This window comes from Streptomyces sp. SID8374 (assembly GCF_009865135.1).
Classification (GTDB): domain Bacteria; phylum Actinomycetota; class Actinomycetes; order Streptomycetales; family Streptomycetaceae; genus Streptomyces.
This window is the reverse complement of record NZ_WWGH01000001.1, coordinates 3,920,250-3,946,685: the sequence shown is the minus strand read 5'-3', so window position 1 is coordinate 3,946,685 and position 26,436 is coordinate 3,920,250. Positions and strand designations below refer to the sequence as shown.

The window sequence follows — 26,436 nt, the reverse complement described above, 5'->3', positions numbered from 1 at the left end:
AACAGGGGAGTGATCGCGTGACCTTCTTTCTCGGTCTCGGCATTGCGGGAATCGTCCTGCTGGCCCTTTCCCTCATCTTCGGCGGCGTCCTCGAAGGGATGCTCGACGGCGTACTCGACGGGCTCTTCGACGGACTGCTCTCGCTCCCGGTGATCGCCGGCTTCATCTCGATGCTCGGTTTCGGCGGAGCGATCGTGCTTGGCACCACGGGTGCCGGGCCGTTCGTGGCCACCGTCGTCGGCGTCGCGGCCGGTGTGGTCGCGGGCTGGCTGACCTGGAAACTCAGCAAGGCCCTGATGCGGGACCAGACCTCTGCCACGCCGCGCGGCGGCGACCTCGTCGGCACGTCGGGGACGGTCGTGACGGCCATCCCGGCCGACGGCTACGGCGAGGTGATGCTGCGGCTGGCGGGCCAGCCCGTCAAGTACGCGGCCAAGTCCCCGGCGCCGGTCGTCCGGGGCACCGAGGTCTGGGTGGAGGCGGAGCTGTCGACCACGTCGGTCGCCGTCCGCCCGGTAGAGCGCTGACCACGCGAACCGGCACCGCTCCCCAGCCCGGCGACCTGAGCCCCACGACCACCTCATCCACTCACTTACTCACACACTCACTCATCCTTACTCACCACCAGCTCACCCACACCCCACCAGCACCTGGCACCACAACAATCTGCCGTCCCCCACCCGGGAGGCAGGGGGGACACCTCATATGAGTCCAGTAGCACTCGCCGTCATCGGCATCGTCGTACTTCTCGTCCTGCTCGGCCTGGTCGTCATCACGCGGTACAAGGTCGCAGGCCCCAGCGAGGCCTTCATCATCACGGGCCGCCGCGGCAAGAAGTCGACGGACCCGGTCACCGGCCTCACCAGCGTCGACAACAGCGGCCAGAAGGTCGTCGTCGGTGGCGGCGTCTTCGTCGTGCCGTTCGTCCAGCAGAAGTTCACCCTGGACCTCTCCAGCCGGCACATCCCGATCGCCGTCCGTGGCGCGGTCACCCTGCGCGGCGTGAAGTCGAACCTCGAAGGCGTCGCGATCGTCAAGGTCGGGGGTGGCGAGGACGCGATCCGCGCCGCCGCCCAGCGCTTCCTCCAGCAGCAGGACGGCATCGTCGGCTTCACCCAGGAAGTGCTCTCCGGAGCGCTCCGCGCGATCGTCGGCCGCATGTCGGTCGAGGACATCATCCGCGACCGGGCCGCGTTCGCCGGCCAGGTCGCCGAGGAGGCCGAGACCAGCCTCTCCGGCCAGGGCCTGATCCTGGACGCCTTCCAGATCCAGGACATCACCACCGAGGGCTCCTACCTGGAGGACCTCGGCCGTCCGGAGGCCGCCCGCGCCAAGCAGGAAGCGGACATCGCCGAGGCGATCGCCAAGCGCGCCTCGGAGCAGGCCCGGCTGAAGGCGGCCGAGGAGATCGCCATCGCCGAGCGGACGTACTACCTGAAGCAGGCCGAGATCAAGGCCGAGACCGAAGCGGCGGCCGCCAAGGCCAACGCCGCCGGTCCGCTCGCCGAGGCCGCGCGTCAGCAGGAAGTCCTCATGGAGCAGGAGAAGGTCGCCGAGCGCCAGGCCGCGCTGACCGACCGCGAGCTGGACACCAAGGTCCGTAAGCCCGCCGACGCCGCCCGCTACCAGGCGGAGCAGGAGGCGGAGGCCCGCCGCATCGCCCAGGTCAAGGAGGCCGAGGCGGACGCGGAGCGCTCGCGCCTGACCGGTCAGGGTGAGAAGCTCCACCGTTCGGCACTGGCCGACGCGGTGCGCATCGAGGGTGAGGCCGAGGCCGCGTCGATCGCCGCCAAGGGTGCGGCCGAGGCCGAGGCCATGCAGAAGAAGGCCGACGCGTTCGCGCAGTACGGCGACGCGGCCGTCCTCCAGATGCTGGTCGAGGTCCTCCCGGAGGTCGTAGCGAAGGCCTCCGAGCCGCTGAGCGCGATCGACAAGCTGACGGTCATCTCGACGGACGGCGCCAGCCAGCTGGCCCGCACGGTCACCGACAACGTCGCGCAGGGCGTGGAGCTGCTCAGCTCCACGACGGGCGTGGACGTGGCCTCGCTGCTCCAGAACCTCAAGGACCGCACGGGCGGCCCGGCCGACACGTCCTCCTCCACACCGGAGAAGGGCACCCAGGACAAGAAGAAGGACCAGATCGAGATCACGGACTGACGCTTTACGGACTGACGCTTTCCCGCATCAGCTCCGCTCCCTGTGCCCGGCGACGTAGATCCGTTACGTCGCCGGGCACAGGCGCGTCCGCCCTGCCACCCCCCGAGACGGAAATCGGCCAACTGCGCCCCGGGGCCCTACTGGTCGCCCCCGCCCGCACCCCGGGCTGCGGCGGCGAGCCGCCCTCGCCACCCGTCGGGGTCCCGCCCGGCCTCGACGGCAGCGGCGGCGTCTTCGGCAAGATCGATACCGAGGTCAGCGGCGCGGCGTTCGGCCCACCGGGCCCAGGCGGCGGCCTGCTGGCAGTCGGGGCACTCGGTGGCGCCGTCGAAAGACCGGAAGACATGCTCGGCGCCGGGCCCTTGGCAGGTGATCAGGGGAGCGACGTAGGGAGGCGGAGCAGGCAGGACGGCAGGCGCCTCCTCACGACCAGGTGAGGGCTTCTGACGCTCCTGGGGGTCTTCGGGCATCTTCTGCACGAGCCGGTGCTTGAGGAACTTCACAGCGCACCGAACACCGTCAGACGGCAGACCACTGCTGAGCACGCTCCGAAGGTCCCCCGCAGACACCCCGCGCCGCAACCACTCAACAGCCACCGGAACAAGCTCACGGACTTCAGCAACGCCAAGGTGAAGCTGCCGATGGGAGTGCCGAAGCGACAACAACACCCGCTCGGCTTGGCTCTCTTGAGGCGAGAGCTCACCCACATCGCCATCGTCGCCGGGGGGTTCGGTGGGCGGGCGGGATGAGTTCTCCCCCAGTTCTTCGTCTACCGGTAGTTGATGACCGACGCTCCGACCCCCCGGCTGACCGACGGCCGGAAACTGCGCACTCGGAGCCGACGACCGGACCCCCTCCCCAGCATCCCGCCACACCACCAGAGCATCACCCTCACTCAACGGCACATTCGAGAAGAGCTGATGGGTGACCCACAACCCCCGCTCACCGGACACCCGCCGCTCATGAACGAACCCGTTCACGACCAACTGCTCCTTGGCCCGCTGGAACGCACGCCCCTTGATACCCAGCTTCCGGCCATGCTCGGACAACGCCACATGGGTCTGCCCATCGGGCAACCCCTGCACGTACAACAACAAGATCTTCGCGTCACTGCACAGACGCGGATGACGCACGACATCGTGCGAGGCCTTCGTGTAGCGCCGAACAGGCGCGATAGCATGCCAAAGCATCCCGGTGGACCTCTATCTCCACTAGTTGGGTGAAGGCCCTCGGCTAGGTGCTGTAACACCACCGGGGGCCGCCCCATGTGCAGGCGGGTGCGCACACACAGAGCGTGATGACACGATCACCGTACAGCAGGCAAGAGCACGTTGGCGCCCAAACCAACGCGAGACGGCCTCAAGTCCCCCTCCAGGGGCACGTGATCACCCACGCAGGGCCTGTCTGTTGAACCCTCAAATTGTCGAAATCTCGACGCCGCCCCGAACCCCGCTGAGACGCTGGTCTCCATGACCACGCCACTGACCGCGCGCCAACGCCTTTCCGAGCTCCACCGCTACGCGGCCGTAAGCGGCGAGGACTTTACCCACCAGAACCTGGCATCAACGCGCACGAACCAACTGCGCTTCGCGCGCTGCTCGTTCGCAGGCGCGGACCTCCGCTTCGCCACCCTGGAAGGCTGTTGGTTCAAGTTCTGCGACTTCACCGGCGCAGACCTACGCGGAGCCTCCCTACGCGGCGCAGTCCTGGCCGGCTGCAACCTCCGGGACGCCGACCTCCGCGACACGGACCTGACGGGCGCCAGACTGAGCAGCGTCAACACAGGCATCCCCCGCCTGGGCCCCACGGACATCACAGGCGCCCGCTTCGAGGGAACGTCCCTACGCAACGTCCAAGCCGACGAGGTAATCGGTTGGCCCCCGGGGGCTGTGCGGAGCGAGTAGAACTGACGCCAACTCGATCTCCCAAGGTCACGCGTGAATGCTTAACTCAACCGCCAATCCGATCACAGACATCAGAGGCTGCTGCTGTCGATGCCACGGAGTCCCGACCTAGCGGACCCATTCCGCACCAGGTGATCGGCGCAGCCACATCAAGTCGCAACTATGAGTAACTGATCGACGCGGTCTCATACTTGTCGGGCATGACTGTCAGTGCCCGCATTCAGGATGGCTCACATGGCGAGGTTCAGATCCGGTTTCACACTCTGGAAGATGGCCAGACAGCACGGGAACTAACCGACGACGGGGCAGTGCAGGACCGCATAGATGTGGTGCTGGGCACCATCAGAAGCGGAGCCTGATGACTGCCGCCCCGTTCATAACTGTGATCGATCCGGCAAAGCGCTCGATTGCCATCGGCTCCGAAACTTTCATCGAGTGGAAGTATCCTCTCCCCTCGCAAAATCTATAGCCAGCGCTGCACCTGGGTAATGACTCGTTGGGCCTCGGTACCGAAGACAGCTGATTCCCGTAGGAGATTCCACGTGCGCTGGTAGACGGCGATGCTGTCCGTGTCATCAACCCAGAGTTCCGCATGCCAGTCCTCAGTGATGACCAGCCGCTCGTCGTAGATCCAGAACCCGTTAGAGGGGTGGATCTTGAGTGGAGCGGTGAAGGGCACGATTCCCAGTTCCACGGTATCCAGGCCGGTCAGGCTCGCGAGCCGGTCGAGTTGGGCAGCCAGCACGGCGGGCGAACACACGAGGGCCCTTAGAGCCCCCTCCCACATAAGGATCCGGTGCCGTTTACCGGAGTCGTACAGCGCTTCCTGGCGCCGCACCCTTACCCGTACAGCCTCCTCGGTGTCCTTCGGGGAGCGCATCAGTTGGGCGTGCCGGGTGAAGACCGCGCGAGCGTAGTCCGGGGTCTGCACCATCCCCGGTATGAGGCTGTTCTCCCAGATGTACAAGGTGGCGGTCCGGGCGTGCTCCACGGTGATCGCGTCCTGCACCGGCCGGTGTCCCGTAGCGAGCTGCCGCCGCCAGGACCGTACGTGGGACTCAAGTCCATTGAGACGCGAGTGCAGTTCGGATGTGGCGTCGGGCTGGCCCGCGGCTTCCGCCCAAGCCTGGAGGTCAGCGGCGGTCGCGGTCTGCCGGCCGTTCTCCAGTTTGTAGATCTTGGAGTGGGGCCAGCCGAGCCGTTCGGCCAGCTGTGGACCGGTGAGCCGCCCTGCGGGGCCCGTCGTGCGAAGCTCCCGAAGTCGCGCCCCGAGGGCGTCCCGCGCCTTTTGAAAGTCTGTGCTCACCGGTCACACGCTAACTGCTCGGCTGGGTCAGAGGTTCGCCGCGAAGGCGTCGCAGCGGATCGCGAAGTGCCAAGCTGCATCGCGCACTTGTGCGTACCGGTTCACGATGGCCGGCTCGGTGATCAGCTCCACGTCGACGAGTTGGTCGTCCGCGTCGAAGTTCAGGAGAGCGACAAGCCGCGAATCGAAGATCCAGAAGTCTTCGGAGGGAAGCCGCAGCCGCTCGGCATCGGTGCGCCACAGATTCCGGATGTCTTCCCCGACGGCGCAGTTGCGACGCGCATTGTCGAGGAGGTAGAGCTGCCCAGGCGTCGGCGGGTTGTCGACGATCCTGACCCGCTCGAACCGCTTCCCCAGGGCGGTTTGCGCCCGGGCGTTCCGGCACCAGTCGTCCTCGTAATCCCAGTCGACGGGCCGTCCTGCCTGGAACTGGGCATAGGTGTCGGTCGCTTCGTCGGACGCGAACCTGCGACGCGTCTCCAGTCGCCAGGCAGTGTGCTCGAAGGTGGCGAACAGCTTCCCGAACGCCTCCAGGTCAACGATGCGAGGGGTTCGGTTCCTGGGAGCGAAGTCCACCAGCAGATCACGCGGCACCACGATGGGCACCTCACCTTCGTTCAGATGCTGGAGCTGGGCGATGTCCTCGGGGTCAGTGAGCGGTGGGCCGTGAACGACCACCTCACCACTGTCCAAGTCCTCGTGCACGGAGGGGCATCCGCCCCCGCCTGACCCTGTTCCGTTGAAGCGAAGGTTCCGAGCCATCGTCCCCACGTCCCTTTCCCGAGCCACATGCTTCTGCCGATAAGCAGCATGACCGGAGACTCTCCCCCGCAGTACAGATTCGCAGCAGCACAGGAGAACAACTAGGAACATTCCACCTATGTGCGAGAACATTCGAGAACATGGCACCGAATCCCTCCCGTCCGCTTTCTAGCGTGACTGCCCATGGACGATGCGAAGACGACGATGGCCCCGCCGGTGTACGTGGCGGATCCTCCGGCACCTCCAAAGCCCTTCAGGTACTGCGACGTATGCGAAGCGCTGGCCAAGCAACGGGCCGAGGCAACCAGGATCGGGGACTGGTCGAAGGTCACGGACACCAACGTGGAAATCGGGCGCCACCACGGCCTGCGGCACGGGCAGACGCCTGGGAGCAGGGCATGAACCCCCCGGGCGGAACCATCGAGATCGCCGGGAAGACCGTGTCCCGTCTCGGTCTCGGCACCCTGCGGCTGGCCGGGCCCGGCGGCTGGGGTGGCCCGGGGGATCGCGCCCAGGCCGTCAGTCTGCTCCGGCAAGCCGTCCACCAGCACGGCATCACCCACATCGACACGGCCGACGCCTACGGTCCGCACACCGTCGAAAACTTGGTCCACGAGGCTCTCCACCCCTACCCCGACGAGGTGTTGATCGCCACGAAGGTCGGCCTGGTGCGGCCCGCGCCCGACATCTGGATGCCCCTCGGCCACCCCGCGTACCTCCGCGCCTCCGTCGAGGGCAGCCTCCGCCGGCTGGGCGTGGAGCGGCTGGAGCTCTGCTATCTGCACCGCATCGACTGGGAGGTGCCCGTCGAAGACCAGCTCGGCACGCTCCAAGCTCTCCGGGAGGAGGGGAAGATCGGGCACATCGGCCTGTCGAAGATCAACGCCGAGGACTTCCGCCGGTGGAACGAGGAGCTGACCGTCGCGGCCGTACAGAACGTCCTCAACATTCACGACCGTTACGACCCGGTGCAGGAACTCTGCCGCGACCACGGCGTCCCGTACGTGCCCTACCGACCGCTCGCCGCCGGAAGCGCCGCCCACGAAGGAGACGTCTACACCCCGCTCTCCTGGCTCCTCGGCCTGGGACCCCACGTCGCCCCCATCCCCGGCACGGGAAGCCCCGCCCACCTCGCGAACATCGTCCGCGCGGTCATGCTCGGCGGATGGGAGTGAGGCTCGTTGTGCCCCACAACCGTGTGGCATGCGCCCTGCTGTCGGCGGCTCTCCCTCGAAGGGGCCTCAATGTTCTCGGAACCTGACGACCCCGCCGTCGTCAACCGCATGCGTGCGGCTCATACCCTGGCCTGCGCCGCGCTTGGGGCCGCTCCTTCCCCTGGCACGCGGGAAGCGTGGGGGTGGCGGGGGCGCACCCTCGGTAAGCCCGCCACCGGTCCGTACGGGTCCGGGTGGCTGCGTGTCGTCCACAGCCCGGTGGGCAAGGTGAGCGGCAAGCTGTGGACCGGGCCGGAGGACGCCGAGCGGCTGGTGCCCCGGCACGTACCGCGTCCCCGTCTGCATCTCGTACGGGAGTGGGTGGACGGGGAGGACGCCTACCGGGCGGAGCTCTACGAGTTCGTCGCCGACGGGGCCCTCTCCCCCAGCCCGGTACTCGCCGAGGCGCCCCGCCTGACGGCGACCTGGTGGAGCGGCCTGCGTACGGCCCTCGGATGCCTCGCCACCGTACGAGCCGAGCGCATGGCCGTACGCCAGGCCTATCTGGACCGGGCCATGCCGACGTACCTCGCCTTCCTCGGTAGGCCCGTGCCCACGACTGTGCCCGCGTGGTCCACCGCTCACGGCGACCTGCACTGGGGCAACCTCTGCGGGCCGGAACTCACCATCCTGGACTGGGAAGGCTGGGGCGTGGCCCCGGCCGGTTACGACGCCGCCCTGCTGCACGCCTACAGCCTCGCGGTGCCAGAGGTCGCGGAGCGCGTACGGACGGAGCTGTCCGACATCCTCGCGAGCGACGCCGGGCGCTTCGCGGAGCTGGTGGTCATCACCGAACTCCTCCAGAGCGCCGAGCGGGGGGACCATCCCGAACTCGTTCCCGCGCTGCGTCAGCGGGCCGAGGAGGTCTGGGGCCGGATGGCGGCTGACGGTGGCGCCGGTCGCCGGGTGTCATGACCGGCCGTTCCTATCGGTCTGCCGATGCGGCACCGCGAACGTCGCCGTACGCTGCCGGAGCCGCCGTACCCACCCCTCCAGCCGTCATCAAGGGAGCCCCGCGTGAGTGCTCAGTCCGGGCAGCAGGTCAAGAAGCCCTTCCTGTACGTCGTCGTCTGTGCGGCTGGCATCGCCGGTGAGGTGGGGCAGCTCATCTCGGCCGCCCAGCAGCGTGGTTGGGACGTCGGTGTCGTCGCCACCCCGCAAGGGCTGACCTTCATCGACGCGCCGGCCGTCGAGGCGCAGACCGGGTATCCGATCCGGTCGGCCTGGCGGGCTCCCGGTGAGCCGCGGCCGCTCCCGGACCCCGACGCCATCGCCGTCGTACCGGCCACCTTCAACACGGTCAACAAGTGGGCGGCCGGGATCTCGGACACCCTCGCCCTGGGCATCCTGTGCGAGGCGTACGGGTTCGGCATCCCCACGGCCGTCCTGCCGTACGTCAACTCCGCCCAGGCCGCCCATCCCGCCTATGCCGAAAGCCTGCGGCGGCTGCGGGACATGGGGATTCTGGTGGGTTCCTACGAACCTCACCCGCCCAAGGCCGGTGGCGCGGCGGGGCAGTTCCGGTGGGAGGAAGCTCTGGAGCTGCTCGCGCCCAGGGTGTTCGGGTAGGGCCACGCCCTGCGTCCTCCTTCTCGACGACGGGTGGAGTTTCAGCCGGAACAGTCGGCCGTGCAGGAATACGGAGCGTGGTGCCTATTCCATCATCAGCCGTACGTATACGCCGCGTTGGTCCGATCGGGCGCCGCGCCACGGCTGCGCTTCTTCACACTTTCCGCGCCTTCCGCGCCGTGCTCTGTGGCACGGTGGATCAACTGGTGGCTCGGGTGTCCGAGCGTCCGCGTAGGGGGATCTCATGCGTCTTCGCACCGTCGCGGCCTCGGCCGTGTTCGTCCTGTGCGCTGCGGCCGGTGCCGCTGCCTGTTCGGTCCCGTCGGATGCCTCGGACAGGTCCCGGCCCGCCGGGCCCGCCGCCTCGGCCGATCCCGCTCCGGTCGAGGGCATGACCGGGAACATCGAGACGGGTAAGCGTCAGGCGGGGCCGCCCCGGATGGAGGGGCAGAGCGCGGCCGGGCCCTCGGAGTGTGCGGTTCCTGTCGATCGGATTCCGGTGGAGTGTGCTCTCGACCTCTCCTTCGAGGAGAGCAGCGATGGAGAGCTTGCCTCCGGGGCGCCCGACGCGCAGTAGGGCCGGCCCAGCAGGAGCAGCGGCAGGAGGGGCGAGGAGGGGCAGGCGCCTAGCGGGTGCCTGCCCCTCCTGCCGTGTGTTCACGTGTGTTCAGAACCTTCGAAAACTTCCCCCGTGCCCAGAGATCCCTTAGCCTCACATCCTGTTCACATTCAACAATGGGTGACTTCTAAACAGGAGTCAGGTGCGGGGGTAGTGAAATATGCGTGAAAACTGGCGCATAAAGGCGAGCGTTGTCGTTGGTGCGTCCGCACTGGCGTTCTCCGCTCTCACGGCCGCGCCCGCGCTGGCCGAGGAGTCCGCGGGCGGCCCCCAGGAAGTCGAGATGCCGGCTGATGTGAAGATCGTCGAGGGGCTTGCTCCGGCGCCCGGGGTGGACCTCCCCTCCCTGGAGCCCGAGGCGGAAGAGGCCGACGCCCCCTCCGCGGTGCAGGCCGCCGCCAAGGCCGCTCCCACCAGCACCTGCCTCGGCGCCACCGCCGCCTACGGTGCCAAGGGGTGCTTCCAGCACAACGGCGACATCGTCTGGGCGGGCGATACGCAGAAGGACGGCATGTCCGCCGCCGTCGGGGTCTACACCGACTACGGGCGTGCCGCCGAGGTCTGCATCAACAAGCTCGGCGTGAACACCTGGGCCACCTGCAACAAGGACTACCGCGAGACCGGGAACGTACGTCTGCGGGTCCTGCGCTACGACGGTGACACCGGGAAGTTCTACCAGCCGGAGTCCTGGTCCGGCTGGATTCCGGTCGACGGGAAGTACTGACCCTCGCTGCCGACTCGCCGCCGAATCGCTGCCGGAACCGTTGCGTCCGTTCGTGACCGCCCGTGACCGTTCCGGCCGTGGGGATGGCGGGATTCCGGGGCGCCGAGACCGGTGGTTCAGTTCAGGCCTGCCGATAAGGTAATGGCCGGATAAATAGATCACCATGTGCGCCGAGACTCCGACGCACGTCTCGGGAGGTAGTCATGGGAACCCGTCGCACGTCCTTGCCCGGAGTGGGTGCTCAGTACGACTTCACCACCGAGACCGGGCAGCACATCTCCGTCGTCGTCCACCACGACGGGCGGCGGTTCATCGGGTTCTACGAACAGGACGACCCCGATTCGTGCCGGTTGTCCGTGCCCCTGACGACCGCCGAGGCCACCGCGCTGGCCCACCTCATCGACCCCGCGCCCATCGACGCCGTACGGACCGAGGGCATCGACCTCGTCACCGAGCACATTCCGCTCGGGTCCCGATCCCCTTACGGGGGGCGCCTGTTGGGGGAGACTCGGGCGCGTACGCGGACCGGGGCGTCCATCGTCGCCGTGCTGCGTACGCACAGCGCGCACCCGTCTCCGGAACCGAACTTTCGACTCGCCATCGGGGACACGCTCGTCGCCGTCGGAACGCGTGAGGGCGTCGACGCGCTCTCCGAGATCATTGCGGAGGGCTGACCGTGCATGACACGACTGCATTGCTGGTGGAGCTGGGCGCCGTCATCCTCGGGCTCGGGCTCATCGGGCGGGTCGCCGGGCGGATAGGGCTCTCGCCCATTCCGCTCTATCTGCTCGCGGGGCTCGCTTTCGGCCATGGTGGGCTCATCCCGCTGGACGCCAGCGAAGAGTTCACCATGGTCGGCGCCGAGATCGGCGTGATTCTGCTGCTGCTCCTGCTGGGGCTGGAATACAGCGCCTCAGAGTTGGTCACCAGTCTCAAGACCCAGTATCCGTCCGGTGCCGTCGACTTCGTGCTCAATGCGACGCCCGGTGCTGTGGCCGCCCTGATTCTCGGCTGGGGGCCCGTCGGTGCCGTCGCGCTCGCCGGGGTCACCTGGATCTCGTCGTCCGGCGTGATCGCGAAGGTGATGACCGACCTCGGGCGGCTCGGCAACCGCGAGACCCCCGTCATCCTCGGCGTCCTCGTCATGGAGGACCTGGCGATGGCGGTCTACCTGCCGCTGCTCACCGCCATGCTCGCCGGAGTCAGCCTCGCGGGCGGCAGCCTCGCGCTCGTGATCGCGCTCGGGACCGTCGGCTTCGTGCTGTACCTGGCCCTGCGCCATGGCCGCCTCATCAGCCGCGCGGTCTCCTCCGACAACCCGGAGATGCTGCTCCTGGTCGTCCTCGGTCTCACCGTGCTCGTCGCCGGGGTCGCCCAGCAGCTCCAAGTCTCGGCGGCCGTCGGCGCGTTCCTCGTCGGCATCGCCCTCTCCGGTGAGGTCGCCGAGGGGGCCCGCAAGCTCCTCACGCCGCTGCGCGACCTGTTCGCCGCCGTGTTCTTCGTCTTCTTCGGGCTCTCCACCAACCCGGCCGACATCCCGCCGGTGCTGCTGCCCGCCGCCGTCCTCGCCGCCGTCACGGTCCTCACCAAGATCGCCACCGGCTGGTACGCGGCCCGCCGCGCCGGCATCGGTTCGCGCGGGCGCTGGCGGGCGGGCGGCACGCTCGTGGCGCGCGGTGAGTTCTCCATCGTCATCGCCGGTCTGGCCGTGGCCACCGAGCCCCGCATCGGGCCGCTGGCCACCGCGTACGTCCTGATCCTCGTCATCGTCGGCCCGCTCACCGCCCGGTGGACGCAGCCCCTCGCCGAGAAGATCCAGACCATGCGGGGTGCGAAGCCCGGTGGTGGTGCGGTGGTGGAAGCGCCTCCCAAGGCCGCTCCCGAGCGCCGGCTCGGCGACCACGACGACCTCACCCCGGAGCCCGCGGGCGAGGCTCGCGGCGACTGACCAACTCCTGCTCCGCTCCGGCCGGTTCGGGCCGCCGTCACCACGGCGCCCTGGACCGGCCGTTGTGCTGTCCGTTGCCCTGTCCATCGTGCTGTCCGTCGTGCTGTCCATGCTGTCCGGAACTTGTCCCTGCGGGCTGGTCAGACCCCCTGAACCCGGGGCGGGGGGCCGCCCTCCCTGCTAGCTTCTACACGTCTGTAGAGTTTTCTTTTGTTCCGGCATTGCACCGCAACGTATGGAGATGTCATGGCCCTGTGGGATCGGATCAAGGAATCCGCTTCGTCTATGCAGACGCAGCTGGAAGCGAAGAAGAACGACCTGAAGTCGGGGGCGTTCCGGGACGCGAGCATGGCCATGTGCGCTCTGGTCGCCGCCGCCGACGGCTCCATCGACGCGTCCGAGCGTCAGCGCGTCGCGGCGCTCATCGCCAACAACGACGTCCTGAAGAACTTCCCCGCGGACGACCTTCAGCGGCGGTTCAACGACTACCTGAACAAGCTCACCGCCGACTTCGACTTCGGCAAGGTCAGCGTGCTCCAGGAGATCGCCAAGGCGAAGAAGAAGCCCGCCGAGGCGCGTGCCGTCATCCAGATCGGCATCATCATCGGCGGCGCCGACGGCGACTTCGACAAGACGGAGCAGGCCGTCGTGCGTGAGGCGTGTTTCGCCCTGGACCTGCCGCCGCACGAGTTCGACCTGTAGGTCGACCTGTAGGGGTACGCACCTACGCATTCACGGGCCGGCCGGGGGCCTCACAGCTCCTTGGCCGGCCAGTCCAGCAGGCGCGCGCCGATCACTGCCGTCTGCAAGCTGTAGCGGTGCATCGGGTCCGCCGGGTCGGAGCCGGTGAGCTGGTGGATGCGTTCCAGGCGGTACGTCAACGCCCGTACGCTCAGCGCCAGGCGGCGGGCCGTCTCGGCCGCCACACACCCCGCGTCGAAGTAGACCGCCAGTGTCTTCAGCAGCGGCTCCGCGCCGCCCCGCGCCTTCTGGAGCGGGCCCAGTTCGCTGCGTACGAGATCCGCCATCGCCTGCCGGTCCCGGGTCAGCACCGGGTAGACCAGGAGGTCCGAGGCGTACAGCACCGGGTCCTCCATCCCCATCCGCTCCGCCAGGTCGAGAGCTTCGAGCGCCTCGTCGTAACTGTGGACCACTCCGCCCGGGCCCTTGTGCGGGCGGCCGATCGCGACCTGGCCGCCGTCCGTCGCCGCGTGCGACTGCTTGGCGAAGTAGCGCAGGACGTCGGGCTGGCTGCCCGGGGCGATGCAGACGATCCGCCCGTCCTTCGTCGTCAGCAGGATCTTGCGGCCGCTGAACCGGGTCAGCAGCGCCGCCTCCACACTCCGCGGCACCGCGTCCGTCTCCGTGTACGCCTCCGGGCCCGACGCCACCGCGACCGCGTGCGCCCGGGAAAGCCGCAGGCCGAAGCGGGTGGCGCGCTCCGCGAGCCGGACCAAGTCGCTGCGTCCGTAGAGGAGATCGTCGATGAACTCGCGGCGTGCCGCCTCCTCCCGCCGTACGGTGAGACGCTGCGCCCGCTCGAACCCCTCGGCGAACGCGTCGACCGCCTGCTCCACCGCGGCCAGCACCGCATCGGCCACGGCAGGGCTGTTTCCGGCAGCCGCCTTTGGCCAGGCCTCGCGTGTCTGGGCCAGATGCATCGTCACCAGCGCACGCAGCTGATGGCCGGCGTCGGCCGCCTCGCGGCCCAACGCCCGCCGCATCTCCAGTTCGTTACGCGTCAGACGCCTTCCCGTGGTGGCGACTTCGCCCAGAATATGGGCATAATTTCCCAGCATTTCCTCGGGAATCCTTGGCTCGGCCACGCACACTCCTTCAGCCTTGCAACGGTTCTGTCATTTCACCAACGCACACCGGGCGGTGCCGGTGCCCGGCATCAGGAAAGCGTAAAGATTGCCGGAATCCGGCAATGCGGCGGGTGGGGCCCGGATGACAGGATCAGGTCAGCAACACAACGGGGGAACACACGGGGGAGCACGGGGGATACGGGGGAGAACAGGCGCCCCGCCGGACGGTCCACGGGGGATTCGGGATCTACGGTGAGCGCCTGAGGGGAACGAACCGGTCGCTGCGGCACAGTTCGCGGTGGCGCAGCGCCGGGCCCCGCCACCACCACCGAGCCGTGTACCGAACGTGTCGGACGTGTCGGACGTGTCTTCGGACGTGGCGGCCGAGTCGGATCGGCACGACTCCCCCGTACCGACAGAGGATCGCGCCCGCCACCGGGCCGGCGCGCGGAACGGCAAAGGGGGTGGGACCGATGGGCGAGTTCCTGGACGCGGCACTCGGCTTCCCCGCCGTCATCTTCGGCGCCGCACTCGTGGTCGTCGTCTGCTTCTGGCTGCTCGTGCTGGCCGGCGCCGCCGACCAGCACTCCTTCGACTCGGACCTCGACTCCGGCACGGTCGGCTTCGGCGGGGTACCCGTCACCGTCTCCGTATCGCTGCTCGTCGTCATCGCCTGGTTCGGCAGCCTGACCGGCACGGTCCTGGTGCACCGGATCCCGGCCGGCGGCCCCGCCCGCGCGGTGCTCGCCGTCGCCGTACTCGCCGGATCGCTGTTCCTCGCCTGGGGAACCGTCCGCCTTCTCGCACACCTCTTCCGCCGGTACTTCCCGGCGGAACCTCCGCCATCGCGCATGGACTTCGTCGGACGCGTGTGCACCATCCGCACCGGCTCCGTCAGCGCCGGCTTCGGTCAGGCCGAGGTCGCCGCGGCCGACGGTTCGACGGCCATCGTCCAGGTCCGCCAGGCCCCCCGGGTCGCACAGCTCGCCGAGCTGCACGCCGAGGAGCGCCTCGCCTTCGGCAGCACGGGACTCCTCTACGCGTACGACGAAGAGGGCGAGTTCTTCTGGGTGTCGCCGTACGACGCGGCCCTCGACCCCGGTCCGAAGGCGAAACCCGGCGGGCAGGGGCTGCCGGAGGCCACGAACGGCTGACCCCGGCGGGGTGTGCGCCCGGAGGACCGGTCGGCCAGGTGGCCGGTGGCCGGGTGGGTGCCTGTCGGGAGTGCCGGGCGGTGGATGCCGGGTGGTGTGTGCCTGTCGGTTCTGCCGGGAGGTGTGTGCCTGTCGGTTGTGCCTGGGCCCTTCGTGGATGTGGTTGTCGCGGGTGGCCCGCCGGCTCTACGCGGCTGCCTCTCGTGCGTCCTTCTCCTCCTTCCCTCTTTCCTCTTCTTCTCTGTTTCTTCTCTGTTTCTTCTCTGTTCTTCGCCTGTCCTCAACTTCCCTACCCTCAAGCCGCCAAGGACTCTTATGGATGCCATCTCCTTGGGCATCGGCGTGCTCATCGCCGTTGTCCTGCTCATCGTCGTCGCCATCGCCTTCGTCATCACCCGGCTGTTCCGCAAGGTCGAGCAGGGCAAGGCGCTGATCATCTCCAAGACCAAGAAGGTCGATGTGACCTTCACCGGTGCCGTCGTCCTGCCCGTGCTCCACAAGGCCGAGACCATGGACATCTCGGTGAAGACGATCGAGATCCACCGCGCCGGGCGCGAGGGTCTGATCTGCCGGGACAACATCCGCGCCGACATCCAGATCACCTTCTTCGTCCGGGTCAACAAGACCGTCGAGGACGTCATCAAGGTCGCCCAGGCCATCGGTACGGGACGGGCCAGCGACAAGGTCGCCATCCAGGAGTTCTTCTCCGCGAAGTTCTCCGAGGCCCTCAAGACCGTCGGCAAGCAACTCGACTTCGTCGACCTCTACACCAAGCGCGAGGAGTTCCGGGACCGGATCATCCAGGTCATCGGGACCGACCTGAACGGCTACCACCTCGACGACGCCGCGATCGACTTCCTCGAGCAGACCCCGATGTCGCAACTCGACGGCGCCAACATCCTCGACGCCCAGGGCATCCGGAAGATCACCGAACTGACGGCGATCGAGCACGTGCGCACCAACGAGTTCCAGCGCACCGAGCAGAAGGAGATCACCCGACAGGACGTCGACGCCCGCGAGACCATCCTGGAGCTGGAGCGCCGGCAGGCCGAGGCGGAGATCAAGCAGCGCCGCGAGGTCGAGGTGCTGCGGGCCCGCGAGGAGGCGGCCACCGCACGGGTGCAGGAGGAGGAGCGGCTCGGCGCGCAGACCGCGTTCATCAAGACCGAGGAGCAGCTCGGCATCCAGCGCGAGAACCAGGCGCGCGAGATCGCCGTCGCGCAGAAGAACCGCGAGCGCGTCATCGCCGTCGAGAGCGAGCGCATCGAGAAGGACCGGATGCTGGAGGTCATCGGGCGCGAGCGCGAGACCGAGCTGAACCGGATCGCCGCCACCAAGGAGGTCGAGGCCGAGCGCCGCGAGGTCGCCGATGTCATCCGCGAGCGGATCGCGGTGGACCGTACGGTCGCCGAGCAGGAGGAGTCGATCCTGACCCTGCGGGCCGTCGAGGACGCCGAGCGCTCCCGTAAGTCGATCATCATCGCCGCCGAGGCCGAGGCCCAGGAGAAGCTGGTCAAGGACATCAAGGCGGCCGAGGCGGCGGAAGCGGCCTCCACGCACCTGGCGGCCGAGCAGCTCACGCTCGCCGAGGCGCGGCTCAAGACCGCCGACCTGGACGCGCAGGCCAAGCTGCGGCTCGCCGAGGGCATCCAGGCCGAGACGGCTGCGCCCGGGCTCGCCGCGGTGCAGGTCCGCGACGCGGAGGCCGACGTCACCGAGAAGGCCGGTCTCGCGGAGGCCGAGGCCACGGCGGCCCGGCTCAAGGCGGAGGCCGAGGGCTCGCGGCTCAAGGCGCTCGCGGAGGCCGAGGGTACGCAGGCCCAGGCGTCGGCGGACGCGGCGGTCATCGGCGAGAAGCTGAAGGCGGAGGCCGCGGGGCTCACGGAGAAGGCGGCCGCGATGGCGGCGCTGGACGAGGCGTCGCGCGGGCACGAGGAGTACCGGCTGCGCCTCGACGCGGAGAAGGAAATCCGGCTGGCCGGGCTCGAAGTGCAGCGGCAGGTGGCCGAGGCGCAGGCGACGGTCCTGGCGACCGGGCTGGAGAACGCCGACATCGACATCGTCGGCGGCGACTCGGTCTTCTTCGACCGGCTCGTCTCGTCGATCTCGCTCGGCAAGGCGGTGGACGGGTTCGTGGACAACTCGCAGACCGCGCAGGCGCTGGCGGGGCCGTGGCTGGACGGGTCGTCGTCCTTCACGGACGACCTCAGCCGGGTGCTGGGGTCGGTCTCCACGGGGGATGTGCAGAACCTGACGGTGTCAGCGTTGCTGATGCGGCTGATGGGGACCTCTGGGGCGGCCTCGGGGCAGGTGGAGCAGTTGCTGGCGGCGGCGAAGGAGCTGGGGCTGGCGGATCTGCCGGTGTCTTCGGTGGCCGGTCGGAGGGGTGCGCCCTCGGGTGATGTGGTGGCCCGGAACGGGGCGGGGGCGGGGGCGGCGGCCGGGTAGTTCCGCCGCCGGCTGCCTGCCGCGGTCCGTCCGGCGTTTAAGGGCGGAACCCTTGGTCTGGGGCCGGGTCTGGTGGGGTGCCCCACGGGGGTGGGCGCTTCACCGGCCGGGTCGCCTGGGTCTGCCCCGCATGCCGGGGGCGGGCCCACCGGGTCCGGGGGTTCCGTCCTCAAACGCCGGACGGGCTGGACAGGGCCACCTGGGCCCGCCCTCACGCCGAGAGCGGGCCCACCGGGCCGAGGGTTCCGTCCTCAAACGCCGGACGGGCTGAATAGGTGCCGGGCGCACCGGAGAAGTACCCGGCACGGCCTGGGCGGGAACCGGGCGGGCCGGAGAAGTATCCGGGACAGGCCGGAGAAGTACCCGGCACGGCCTGGGTGGGTACCGGGCGGGCTGGAGAAGTCCCGGCACGGGCCGGAAAGGTCCCGGCACTGGCCGCACATGTCCCGGGCAGGCCGCACACGTCCCGGGCAGGCCGGGCAGAGCCCCGGACGGGCTCAGCGAAACGAACACGTAAGGAGAGCCGTACGCATGGACAGCGACATCACCGCCACCGGCACCGCGCCACAGGACAGGCAGGGCGGGGAGGGCGATGTGGATGCCGGTGCCTATGAAGTGCTGCGGCGGCGGCTCTCCGCGCAGGCCGGGGAGCTCGTGCGGCGGGCCGAGTGGCTCAACGCGCGGCGGACCGAGGAGTTCGGGTCGACCGAGCTGCGGCTGCTGGCCACCGAGCAGGTGCGCACCGAGCACGCCTCCGTCCCCCGCGACCTGATCGCCGTCGGCGGGCAGCTGCTCTTCGGCTTCGAGCGGGGGCCGGGGGCCCGGGGTGAGGCCGGGGTCGACGACGTACTCCTCGTACGGGATGCGGCAGACACCGACACCTCCCCGCAGCCCGGCGCCACCCTCCTCGACGACGACGGGTTCCGGCGCGAGTTCTCCTCCCTCCACCGCTACTTCCGCGATGCCCGGCTGCTCCGGCTGCGTCGCGTCAACGGGAAGCTGCTGGCCGTCTTCCGTACGGGTGCGGACGCCGAGGACATCCGGGTTCTGCGGTGGGCCCTCGGCGCGGACGGGGCGCCCGGGGCCTTCATCGACGCTCAGGGCGAGCGCGATCATGTCTTCCCGCCTTCCCACGACTTCGAGTGGACCGTCGCCGGGCGCGACGCCCACGTGCCGGGGCGCCACCCGCACATCGCCATCGGCAAGGGCGGCGGGCTCTTCGTCGACACGCTCGGCGGGACGCTCACCGTCAAGGTGACCGACGACACCGAGTCGCCGGACGGGATCTACGAGGAGCCCGTCGACGAGCCGTTGCAGTCGCTGGCCGACGCGGACGTCGAGTACGCGGAGGTCGGGCCGCTGGTGCTGCTGCGTGTGCGGCCGTACAAGGAGAAGAGCTGGCGGCATCTCGTCTTCAACTCGCTGCTCTCCACCGTCCAGCGCCTCGACTCCATCGGGCCCGCCTGCCACCGGCTCCCCGAGGACCAGGGGATCATCTTCCCCGGCGGCTACTACCTCACCACCGGCACCGCGAAGACCTTCGACACCGCCGAGGAGCTGACCGAGCCGGTCTTCGAGGGCGCGGTGCGCTCGCCCAACGGGGAGGACGTGCTGTACGTCTTCCGCTCCCGTGACGGCGTGCGCAGTCTCCTCCTCCCGTACAACCTGATCCGGCAGGAGGTCGCCACCCCGCTCACCGGACGTGGCCACGCCCTTCTGGACGACGGAACGTTGGTCCTGCTCCGGGACAACCCGGACGGGCCGGCCCGTGTGCACCCGTTGCAGCGCTGGCAGACGCCGTACGTCTCCGAGACCTACGCCGCCGCCCGCCCGGCCGGGACCGGGCCGCTCGCCCGGGCCGGCAACGCCGACCTCGTACGCGGGATCTCCGACTGCCTCGCACTCGCCCACGGCGTACGGGACATGACGCCGACGACCGCCGTGTACGGGCAGCTCGCCGCCGACTGCGCCCGGGCGCAGGACCGGTACCACTGGCTGTCTGATCCCCAACTGGGCGCGCTCGCAGAGCCCTTGGGGGAGTTGCGGGCCACCGCGCAGCAGGTGCTCGCCGAGTTCACCGCCGTGCAGGAGCTGACCCGGCGGGCCGCCGACGCGCTGGAGGAGACCTCCACCCGCATCACCGCGCTGGTGCGGCGCGTACGCGGCGAGGTGCCGGGGTCGGCCGCCGCCTGGGTGGAGCGGCTGACCGAACTCCGGCAGGCGCACGGGCACTTGGCGACCATCGGCGAGATGCGGTACGCCGACACCGAGCGGATCGCGGAGCTGTCGGCCCGGACCGAGGACGACATCGCGTCCGCCGCTCAGCGGGCGGTGTCGTTCCTCGCCCGTGAGGACGCCTTCGACGGGTACCACGAGGACATCGCGGGGCTCGTCGCCGACGCGGGGGCGCTCGCGACCGTACGGGACGCGTCCGCCGTGACCGACCGGCTGGCCGCGATGACGGACGGGCTTGCCACCGTCACCGATGTGGTGGCCGGGCTGGAGATCGGCGACGCCACCGTGCGTACGTCGATCCTGGAGCGGATCGCGGAGGTGCTGGGCGGGGCCAACCGCGCCCGCGCCACGCTGGACGCGCGCCGCAGGGAGCTGCTGTCGAAGGAGGGGCGGGCCGAGTTCGCCGCCGAGTTCGCGCTGCTCGGGCAGGCGGTGACGGGGGCGCTGGCCGCCGCCGATTCGCCGGAGGCGTGTGACGACCAACTCGCGCGGCTGCTGCTCCAGTTGGAGAACCTGGAGTCGCGGTTCGCGGAGTTCGACGACTTCCTCGCCGAGCTGGCCGAGCGCAGGACCGAGGTGTACGACGCGTTCTCGGCCCGTAAGCAGACGCTCCAGGACGAGCGGGCGCGGCGGGCCGAGCGGCTGGCCGGGTCGGCTCAGCGGGTGCTGGAGACCATCGGCCGGCGCGTGGCCGCGCTGGCGGACCTGGACGCCGTCCACACGTACTTCGCCTCCGACCCGATGGTCGCCAAGGTTCGGCGGACCGCCGACGAGTTGCGTGAGCTGGGCGATCCCGTACGGGCGGAGGAGCTGGACGGGCGGATCAAGGCGGCCCGCCAGGAGGCCGGGCGGGCGCTGCGGGACCGCAGTGAGCTGTACGCGGACGGCGGCTCGGTCATCAAGCTGGGGCGGCACCGGTTCGCCGTCAACACCCAGCCGTTCGACCTGACGCTCGTGCCCTCCGGGGACCGCCTCGCCTTCGCGCTGACCGGGACCGACTACCGGGCGCCGGTCACCGACCCGGCCTTCGAGGCGACCCGCCCCTACTGGGAGCAGCTGCTGCCCTCGGAGTCGGCCGCCGTCTACCGGGGCGAGTATCTGGCGACCCGGCTGCTGGAGGAGCACGGTGCCGAGCGCCTCACCGCGCTGGCCGATGACGAACTATCCCTGCTCGTACGGGAGTCGGCGGCCGAGGCGTACGACGAGGGGTACACCCGGGGCGTCCACGACGAGGACGCCACCGCCATCCTCCGCGCCCTGCTGCGCCTGCACGCGGACGCGGGGCTGCTGCGCCACGAGCCCGCCGTCCGCGCGGCCGCCCAGCTCTTCTGGGCGTACGGGATCGAGGAGGCGCAACGTGTCTCGTGGACCCGGCGGGCCGCATCCCTGGCGCGCGCCCGCGACACCTTCGGTCTGGCCCCGGCCATCGCCGTGCTCCAGGAGGAATGGGCTGCCGCCATAGGCGAGTTCGGGGACGTCGCGAGGCCCGACGCCGTCGCCTCGTACCTCTTCGAGGAGCTGACCAGCGGGCCCGCCGGGTTCGTCGTGGGCGCCTCGATCCGCGCCTTCCTGGACGCGTTCCACCGGGCGACAGGCCCCGACGTGTACGGGGACGACCTCGCCGCCCTCGGCGGGGACCTGGCCGCCCGGAAGCAGCTCGTGGAGGGCTGGCTCACCCCGTACGCGGAGGCCACCGGCGCCGCCGTCGAACCCGGGGACCTCGCGGAGGCCGTGGCGGTGGAGCTCTGCCCGGAGCTGGAGCGGTACGGGTGCGACGCGCCGCTCACGGAGCGGGTGGAGGGCCTCCTCGGCGACCACCCGCGCATCGGGGGCGGCGGAGTCCTCACCGTACGGATCGATGAACTCCTGGCCCGTACGGGGGAGTTCCGCACGCGGGCCGTGCCCGCCTTCCGCGCGTACCAGCGGCTGCGCACCTCCCTGGTGGCCGCCGAGCGCGGGCGGCTGCGGCTGGACGACCACCGGCCGCGCGTGATGTCGGCGTTCGTCCGCAACCGGCTGCTGGACGAGGTGTACCTGCCGCTGATCGGCGACAGCCTCGCCAAGCAGCTCGGCACCGCCGACGCCGACCGGCGCACGGACTCGCAGGGGCTGCTCCTGCTCGTCTCGCCGCCCGGCTACGGCAAGACGACGCTGATGGAGTACGTCGCGGACCGGCTCGGGATGGTCCTCGTCAAGATCAGCGGGCCGAACCTGGGGCACGACGTGACCTCCCTCGACCCCGCCCAGGCACCGAGCGCGACCGCCCGGCAGGAGATCGAGAAGATCAGCTTCGCGCTGGAGGCGGGCAACAACACGCTGCTGTACCTGGACGACATCCAGCACACCTCGCCCGAACTCCTCCAGAAGTTCATCCCGTTGTGCGATGCCACGCGCCGTATCGAGGGCGTACGGGACGGTGAGCCGCGTAGCTACGACCTGCGGGGGAAGCGGTTCGCGGTCTGCATGGCGGGCAACCCGTACACCGAGTCCGGCGAGCAGTTCCGGATCCCGGACATGCTCGCCAACCGGGCCGACGTGTGGAACCTGGGCGAGGTGCTCAGCGGGCGCGAGGACGTCTTCGCGCTGAGCTTCGTGGAGAACGCGCTGACCGCCAACCCGGTCCTCGCCCCGCTCGCCGCCCGCTCGCGCGACGACCTGGCGCTGCTGGTGCGGCTGGCCGGCGGGAGCGACCCTTCCGCCCGTGCCGAGCACCTGGAACACCCTTACTCGTCGGCCGAGTTGGACGCCATCCTCGCCGTGCTGCGGCACCTGCTCACCGCCCGGGACACCGTCCTCGCAGTGAACGCGGCGTACATCGCGTCCGCCGCGCAGACGGACGCGACGCGCACGGAGCCGCCGTTCCGGCTCCAGGGTTCGTACCGCAACATGAACAAGATCGCGGAGCGGATCGTGCCCGTCATGAACGATGCCGAGCTCTCCGCCGTCGTCGACGACCACTACGCGGGCGAGGCCCAGACGCTCACCACGGGCGCCGAGGCCAACCTGCTGAAGCTGGCCGCCCTGCGGGGCACGCTCACCGCCGAGCAGGCCGAGCGGTGGGCGGCGATCACCGCCTCGTACGTCCGCACGCAGGCGCTCGGCGGCCCGGACGGCGATCCGATGACCCGGGCCGTGGCCGCGCTCGGGCTGCTCGCGGACCGGATCGCGGCGGTGGAGACGGCGATCCAGCGGGCGGCGGACCCGCGCCATCTGCTGGCGGGGCCGCCGAGTCAGCAGGGCGCCGTGAACCAGCCCCCGGGGCCGCCGAGTCAGCAGGGGGCCGTGAACCAGCCCCCGGGGGACGAGAACCGGCCAGGGCTCCAGAACCACCGTGCGAAGATCACAAACACTCCACACTGAGCAGGAAGACCGAGCCGGAAGGATCACGGCATGCTGGGTTTCGTGCCCCCACTTCCTCAGCAGCCAGGACGTCCGCAGCCGGGGCGGCCCTCGCCCACCGGCCACATGATCGTCTGCGGTGACGACGCGCTGGCGCGCCGGCTCGCCGTGGAGCTGCGGTTCGTCTACGGGGAGCGGGTCACCCTGCTCCTGCCGCCCGGCCGCGACGCCAACAGCCCCGAGACGCCGTTGACCCAACGGGGGCGCGCGGCCGCCCTGTTCGGCCGGATGTCGGCGGCGATGAACCGCACCGCCGCCACGGGGAACGGGGGCGGCAACGACACCAACGCCGGGGTCGAGGCCGTCCGGATCATGGAGGCGCCCGAACCCTCCGACGACGTACTGGAGGAGGCGGGCGTCGACCGGGCGGCCGCCCTCGCCCTCGTCTACGACGACGACGAGCGCAACATCCGCGCCGCCCTCACCGCCCGCCGCCTCAACCCCCGCCTGCGGCTGGTGATCCGGCTCTACAACCGCAAGCTCGGGCAGCACCTGGAGGAGCTGCTGGACCAGGCGGCCGCCGTCGCCATGCCCGGCATCGACCCGGCGCAGCTGGACGCCTCCACCACCGTCCTGTCCGACGCCGACACCGCCGCCCCCGCGCTCGCCGCCACCGCGCTCACCGGCAGCAGCAAGGTCGTCCAGGCCGAGGGGCTGCTCCTGCGCGCCGCCGAACGTCCGCCGCCCCGCCCCGGCGAGACCCTCGACCCGGGCCTGTGCACCCTCGCGCTGCTCTCCTCCACCACCAACGACCCTGCGGGGGCGGAGGGTTCGGACAGCAGCGGCGACGAGGCGCCCCAACTCCTCCCCGACGAGGAGTCCGTGGCCGCGGCCGACGGACGCGGCACCGTCGTCCTGGAGGCGATCAGCCGGGCGGGCCCGGACCGTCCCGCGACCCGGATGGGCGGCCGGGGCGCGCCGCTCGCCAAGATCTTCTCCCGGCGGCTGCGCTGGTCCGCCCTCGGGTTCGTGCTGGCAGCGGTCGCCCTGGTGGTCGTCTCGGTCCTCACCACCGAGGACAGCCTGCTGCACTCCGCCTACCTCATCCTTCTCGACCTGCTGAGCATGAACGATCCATCGGAGGACGGCACGACGGCACGGAAGATCATCCAGATCTTCTCCGGGGTCGCCGGGATCCTTCTGCTCCCGCTGCTCATCGCCGCCGTCCTGGAGGCGTTCGGCACCCTGCGCACCGCCTCCTCGCTGCGCCGCCCGCCGCGTGGCCTGTCGGGGCACGTGGTGCTGCTCGGGCTCGGCAAGATCGGTACGCGCGTCCTCGTACGCCTGCGGGAGCTGGACATCCCCGTGGTCGTCGTGGAGGAGGACCCCGAGGCGCGGGGCATCCCGCTGGCCCGCTCCATGCACGTGCCGACCGTCATCGGCGACGTCACCCAGGAAGGTGTCCTGGAAGCGGCCAAGATCCGCCGCGCCCACGCCCTCCTCGCGCTCACCAGCATCGACACGACGAACCTGGAAGCGACGCTGTACGCGCGGTCGGTCAAGCCGGACCTGAGGGTGGCGCTGCGGCTGTACGACGACGAGTTCGCCACCGCCGTCTACCGCACCCTGCGCACCGCGCACCCCCAGGCCCTGACCCGCTCCCGGTCCGTCTCCCACCTGGCCGCGCCCTCCTTCGCGGTCGCCATGATGGGCCGCCAGATCCTCGGCGCGGTCCCGGTGGAGCGGAAGGTGATGCTCTTCGCCGCCCTGGAGGTCGCGGGCCATCCGCAGCTGGAGGGGCGCACGGTGGAGCAGGCGTTCCGGGCGGGCGCGTGGCGGGTCCTGGCCATCGACGCCACCCCGCCCGCCGACCGCAACCCGGACCTCGCCGCGCTCCCCCCGTACCCCCCGGAAGGCGGCACCCCGCCCCCCTCCGGCCTGGTCTGGGACCTGCACCCCGGGTATGTGCTGCGCGCCCAGGACCGGGTGGTGATCGCGGCCACCCGGCGAGGGCTGGCGGAGCTGCTGCGGCGGCAGCGGTCGGTGCTGCCGAGGCAGTGAGGGGCGGGCGGTCCCGGGGCCGCGTGCCTACCGGAAGGGCTTGCGCACCCGCCTACCGGAACGTGCCCATCGCCTCGCGCACCTCCTCCAGGGTGGCTTCCGCGAGCGCGTTGGCCCGCTCGTTGCCGGTGCGCAGGACGGACCGTACGTACGTGAGGTCCGCCGCGTACTCCGCCCGCCGGGCACGGTGGGGCGCCAGGTGGGTGTTGACCGCGTCGGTCACCGTCCGCTTGAGGGCGGCCGCCCCGCCGTCGCCGATCTCCGCCGCGACCTCGTGCGGGTCCCGCTCCAGGCAGAGCGCGGCCAGCAGGACGAGGGAGGAGACGCCGGGGCGGGTGTCGGGGTCGTAGGTGATGTGCCGGTCGGCGTCCGTGGTCGCGCCCCTGATCAGGCGGGCCGTCTCGTCGGCGGTGGCGCCGAGGGGGACGGAGTTGGCGCGGCTCTTGCTCATCTTGGTGCCGTCGGTGCCGAGGAGGAGGGGCGCGGCGGAGAGCAGGGCGTCGGGTTCCGGGAAGAGGTTCCCGTACCGCTCGTTGAAGCGGCGGGCGATGGTCCGGGTGAGTTCGAGGTGGGGCAGCTGGTCCTGGCCGACCGGGACCACGTTGCCCTTGCAGGAGAGGATGTCGGCCGCCTGGTGGACCGGGTAGGTGAGCATCAGCCCGCTGACCGCCGACTGCCGGGAGTGCGCGATCTCGTCCTTGACCGTGGGGTTCCGGCTCAGCTCGGCGACCGAGACGAGGCTCAGGAAGGGCAGCAGGAGCTGGTTGAGCGCGGGGACGGCGCTGTGGTTGAAGACGGTGGACCGGGCGGGGTCGATGCCGAGGGCCAGGTAGTCCAGGAGGAGCCCGTCGGTGTACTTCCCCAGCCGCTCGGCGGTGTCCCGGTCGGTGAGGACCTGGTAGTCGGGGATGAGGATCATGACGTCGACGCCGAGGTCCTGGAGGCGGACCCGGTTGCGCAGGGTGCCGAAGTAGTGGCCGAGGTGGAGGGGGCCGGTGGGGCGGTCGCCGGTGAGGACCCGGAAGCGGCCGGGGTCCTGGGCGATGCGGTGCTCCAGGTCGGCGCTGCGGAGCTCGGCGGGGGCGGTGGTGACGGCCGTGGTTGCGGCGGTGGTGACGGCGGTGGTTACGGCCGTGGGTGCGGTCGCGGTCATAGCGGGGTCTCCTCGCGGGTGGTGGGTGCGTGGAG

At 70.3% G+C, this 26,436-nt stretch carries 19 protein-coding genes; 14 read left to right on the top strand and 5 right to left on the bottom strand.

The features are described from left to right. The first annotated feature begins 17 nt into the window (after nt 1-17). Both GTY67_RS17290 and GTY67_RS17285 read left to right on the top strand, forming a co-directional pair. Nucleotides 18-527, top strand: coding sequence for a hypothetical protein (locus GTY67_RS17290; RefSeq protein ID WP_093687689.1), 510 nt, complete (start codon nt 18-20; stop codon nt 525-527). A gap of 178 nt (nt 528-705) precedes the next feature. Beyond that, nucleotides 706-2,157, top strand: a complete 1,452-nt coding sequence (locus GTY67_RS17285; RefSeq protein WP_093687687.1) for a flotillin family protein — start codon at nt 706-708, stop codon at nt 2,155-2,157. 137 nt (nt 2,158-2,294) lie between these two features. Here GTY67_RS17285 and GTY67_RS17280 read toward each other — a convergent pair whose 3' ends face one another. Beyond that, complete coding sequence (locus tag GTY67_RS17280) at nt 2,295-3,347, bottom strand: hypothetical protein (protein ID WP_161279258.1); 1,053 nt, start codon at nt 3,345-3,347, stop codon at nt 2,295-2,297. 279 nt (nt 3,348-3,626) lie between these two features. On the opposite strand from GTY67_RS17280, the gene GTY67_RS17275 reads away from it, so the two are divergent. Next, the gene (locus tag GTY67_RS17275; RefSeq protein WP_161279257.1) at nt 3,627-4,061 is read left to right on the top strand and encodes a pentapeptide repeat-containing protein; all 435 of its coding nucleotides are present in this window, start codon (nt 3,627-3,629) and stop codon (nt 4,059-4,061) included. Nucleotides 4,062-4,524: 463 nt separating this feature from the next. On the opposite strand, the gene GTY67_RS17270 is transcribed toward GTY67_RS17275, so the two are convergent. Both GTY67_RS17270 and GTY67_RS17265 read right to left on the bottom strand, forming a co-directional pair. After that, entirely contained in the window at nt 4,525-5,367 is an 843-nt protein-coding gene (locus GTY67_RS17270; protein WP_161279256.1) for a helix-turn-helix transcriptional regulator, read from the bottom strand. Nucleotides 5,368-5,394: 27 nt separating this feature from the next. Further along, entirely contained in the window at nt 5,395-6,129 is a 735-nt protein-coding gene (locus tag GTY67_RS17265) for a DUF6879 family protein (RefSeq protein WP_161279255.1), read from the bottom strand. 398 nt (nt 6,130-6,527) lie between these two features. On the opposite strand from GTY67_RS17265, the gene GTY67_RS17260 reads away from it, so the two are divergent. The 7 genes from GTY67_RS17260 (at nt 6,528) to GTY67_RS17230 (ending at nt 12,905) form a co-directional block, all read left to right on the top strand. Further along, nucleotides 6,528-7,304, top strand: a complete 777-nt coding sequence (locus GTY67_RS17260) for an aldo/keto reductase (protein ID WP_161279254.1) — start codon at nt 6,528-6,530, stop codon at nt 7,302-7,304. A gap of 267 nt (nt 7,305-7,571) precedes the next feature. Continuing rightward, nucleotides 7,572-8,258, top strand: coding sequence for a phosphotransferase (locus tag GTY67_RS17255; RefSeq protein ID WP_237502639.1), 687 nt, complete (start codon nt 7,572-7,574; stop codon nt 8,256-8,258). 102 nt (nt 8,259-8,360) lie between these two features. Next, the gene (locus tag GTY67_RS17250) at nt 8,361-8,912 is read left to right on the top strand and encodes a flavoprotein (protein WP_343238694.1); all 552 of its coding nucleotides are present in this window, start codon (nt 8,361-8,363) and stop codon (nt 8,910-8,912) included. A gap of 779 nt (nt 8,913-9,691) precedes the next feature. Continuing rightward, the gene (locus tag GTY67_RS17245; RefSeq protein ID WP_161279251.1) at nt 9,692-10,255 is read left to right on the top strand and encodes a hypothetical protein; all 564 of its coding nucleotides are present in this window, start codon (nt 9,692-9,694) and stop codon (nt 10,253-10,255) included. Between the two features lie 203 nt (nt 10,256-10,458). Further along, on the top strand, nt 10,459-10,929 hold the full coding sequence (locus tag GTY67_RS17240; RefSeq protein ID WP_015609709.1) for a TrkA C-terminal domain-containing protein: 471 nt from the start codon (nt 10,459-10,461) through the stop codon (nt 10,927-10,929). Between the two features lie 2 nt (nt 10,930-10,931). Continuing rightward, nucleotides 10,932-12,203 carry a cation:proton antiporter gene (locus GTY67_RS17235; RefSeq protein ID WP_161279250.1) on the top strand — a complete coding sequence of 424 codons (1,272 nt, stop codon included), beginning with the start codon at nt 10,932-10,934 and terminating at the stop codon, nt 12,201-12,203. 246 nt (nt 12,204-12,449) lie between these two features. Beyond that, a complete protein-coding gene (locus tag GTY67_RS17230; RefSeq protein ID WP_093687643.1) occupies nt 12,450-12,905 on the top strand; it encodes a TerB family tellurite resistance protein in 456 nt (151 codons plus the stop codon). 50 nt (nt 12,906-12,955) lie between these two features. Here GTY67_RS17230 and GTY67_RS17225 read toward each other — a convergent pair whose 3' ends face one another. Beyond that, the gene (locus GTY67_RS17225; protein ID WP_161279249.1) at nt 12,956-14,029 is read right to left on the bottom strand and encodes a helix-turn-helix domain-containing protein; all 1,074 of its coding nucleotides are present in this window, start codon (nt 14,027-14,029) and stop codon (nt 12,956-12,958) included. 455 nt (nt 14,030-14,484) lie between these two features. Here GTY67_RS17225 and GTY67_RS17220 point away from each other — a divergent pair, with 455 nt between their 5' ends. The 4 genes from GTY67_RS17220 to GTY67_RS17205 all read left to right on the top strand — a co-directional run bounded on the left by GTY67_RS17220 (nt 14,485) and on the right by GTY67_RS17205 (nt 25,248). Further along, nucleotides 14,485-15,165, top strand: a complete 681-nt coding sequence (locus GTY67_RS17220) for a hypothetical protein (protein ID WP_093687639.1) — start codon at nt 14,485-14,487, stop codon at nt 15,163-15,165. Between the two features lie 315 nt (nt 15,166-15,480). Next, the gene (locus GTY67_RS17215) at nt 15,481-17,613 is read left to right on the top strand and encodes a hypothetical protein (RefSeq protein ID WP_093687637.1); all 2,133 of its coding nucleotides are present in this window, start codon (nt 15,481-15,483) and stop codon (nt 17,611-17,613) included. 531 nt (nt 17,614-18,144) lie between these two features. Continuing rightward, nucleotides 18,145-23,208, top strand: coding sequence for a DNA repair ATPase (locus GTY67_RS17210; protein WP_161279248.1), 5,064 nt, complete (start codon nt 18,145-18,147; stop codon nt 23,206-23,208). Between the two features lie 30 nt (nt 23,209-23,238). After that, nucleotides 23,239-25,248 carry an NAD(P)-binding protein gene (locus GTY67_RS17205; RefSeq protein WP_161279247.1) on the top strand — a complete coding sequence of 670 codons (2,010 nt, stop codon included), beginning with the start codon at nt 23,239-23,241 and terminating at the stop codon, nt 25,246-25,248. A 52-nt stretch (nt 25,249-25,300) separates the two neighbouring features. Here GTY67_RS17205 and trpS read toward each other — a convergent pair whose 3' ends face one another. After that, complete coding sequence (trpS, locus tag GTY67_RS17200) at nt 25,301-26,401, bottom strand: tryptophan--tRNA ligase (RefSeq protein ID WP_161279246.1); 1,101 nt, start codon at nt 26,399-26,401, stop codon at nt 25,301-25,303. Between the last annotated feature and the right edge of the window lie 35 nt (nt 26,402-26,436).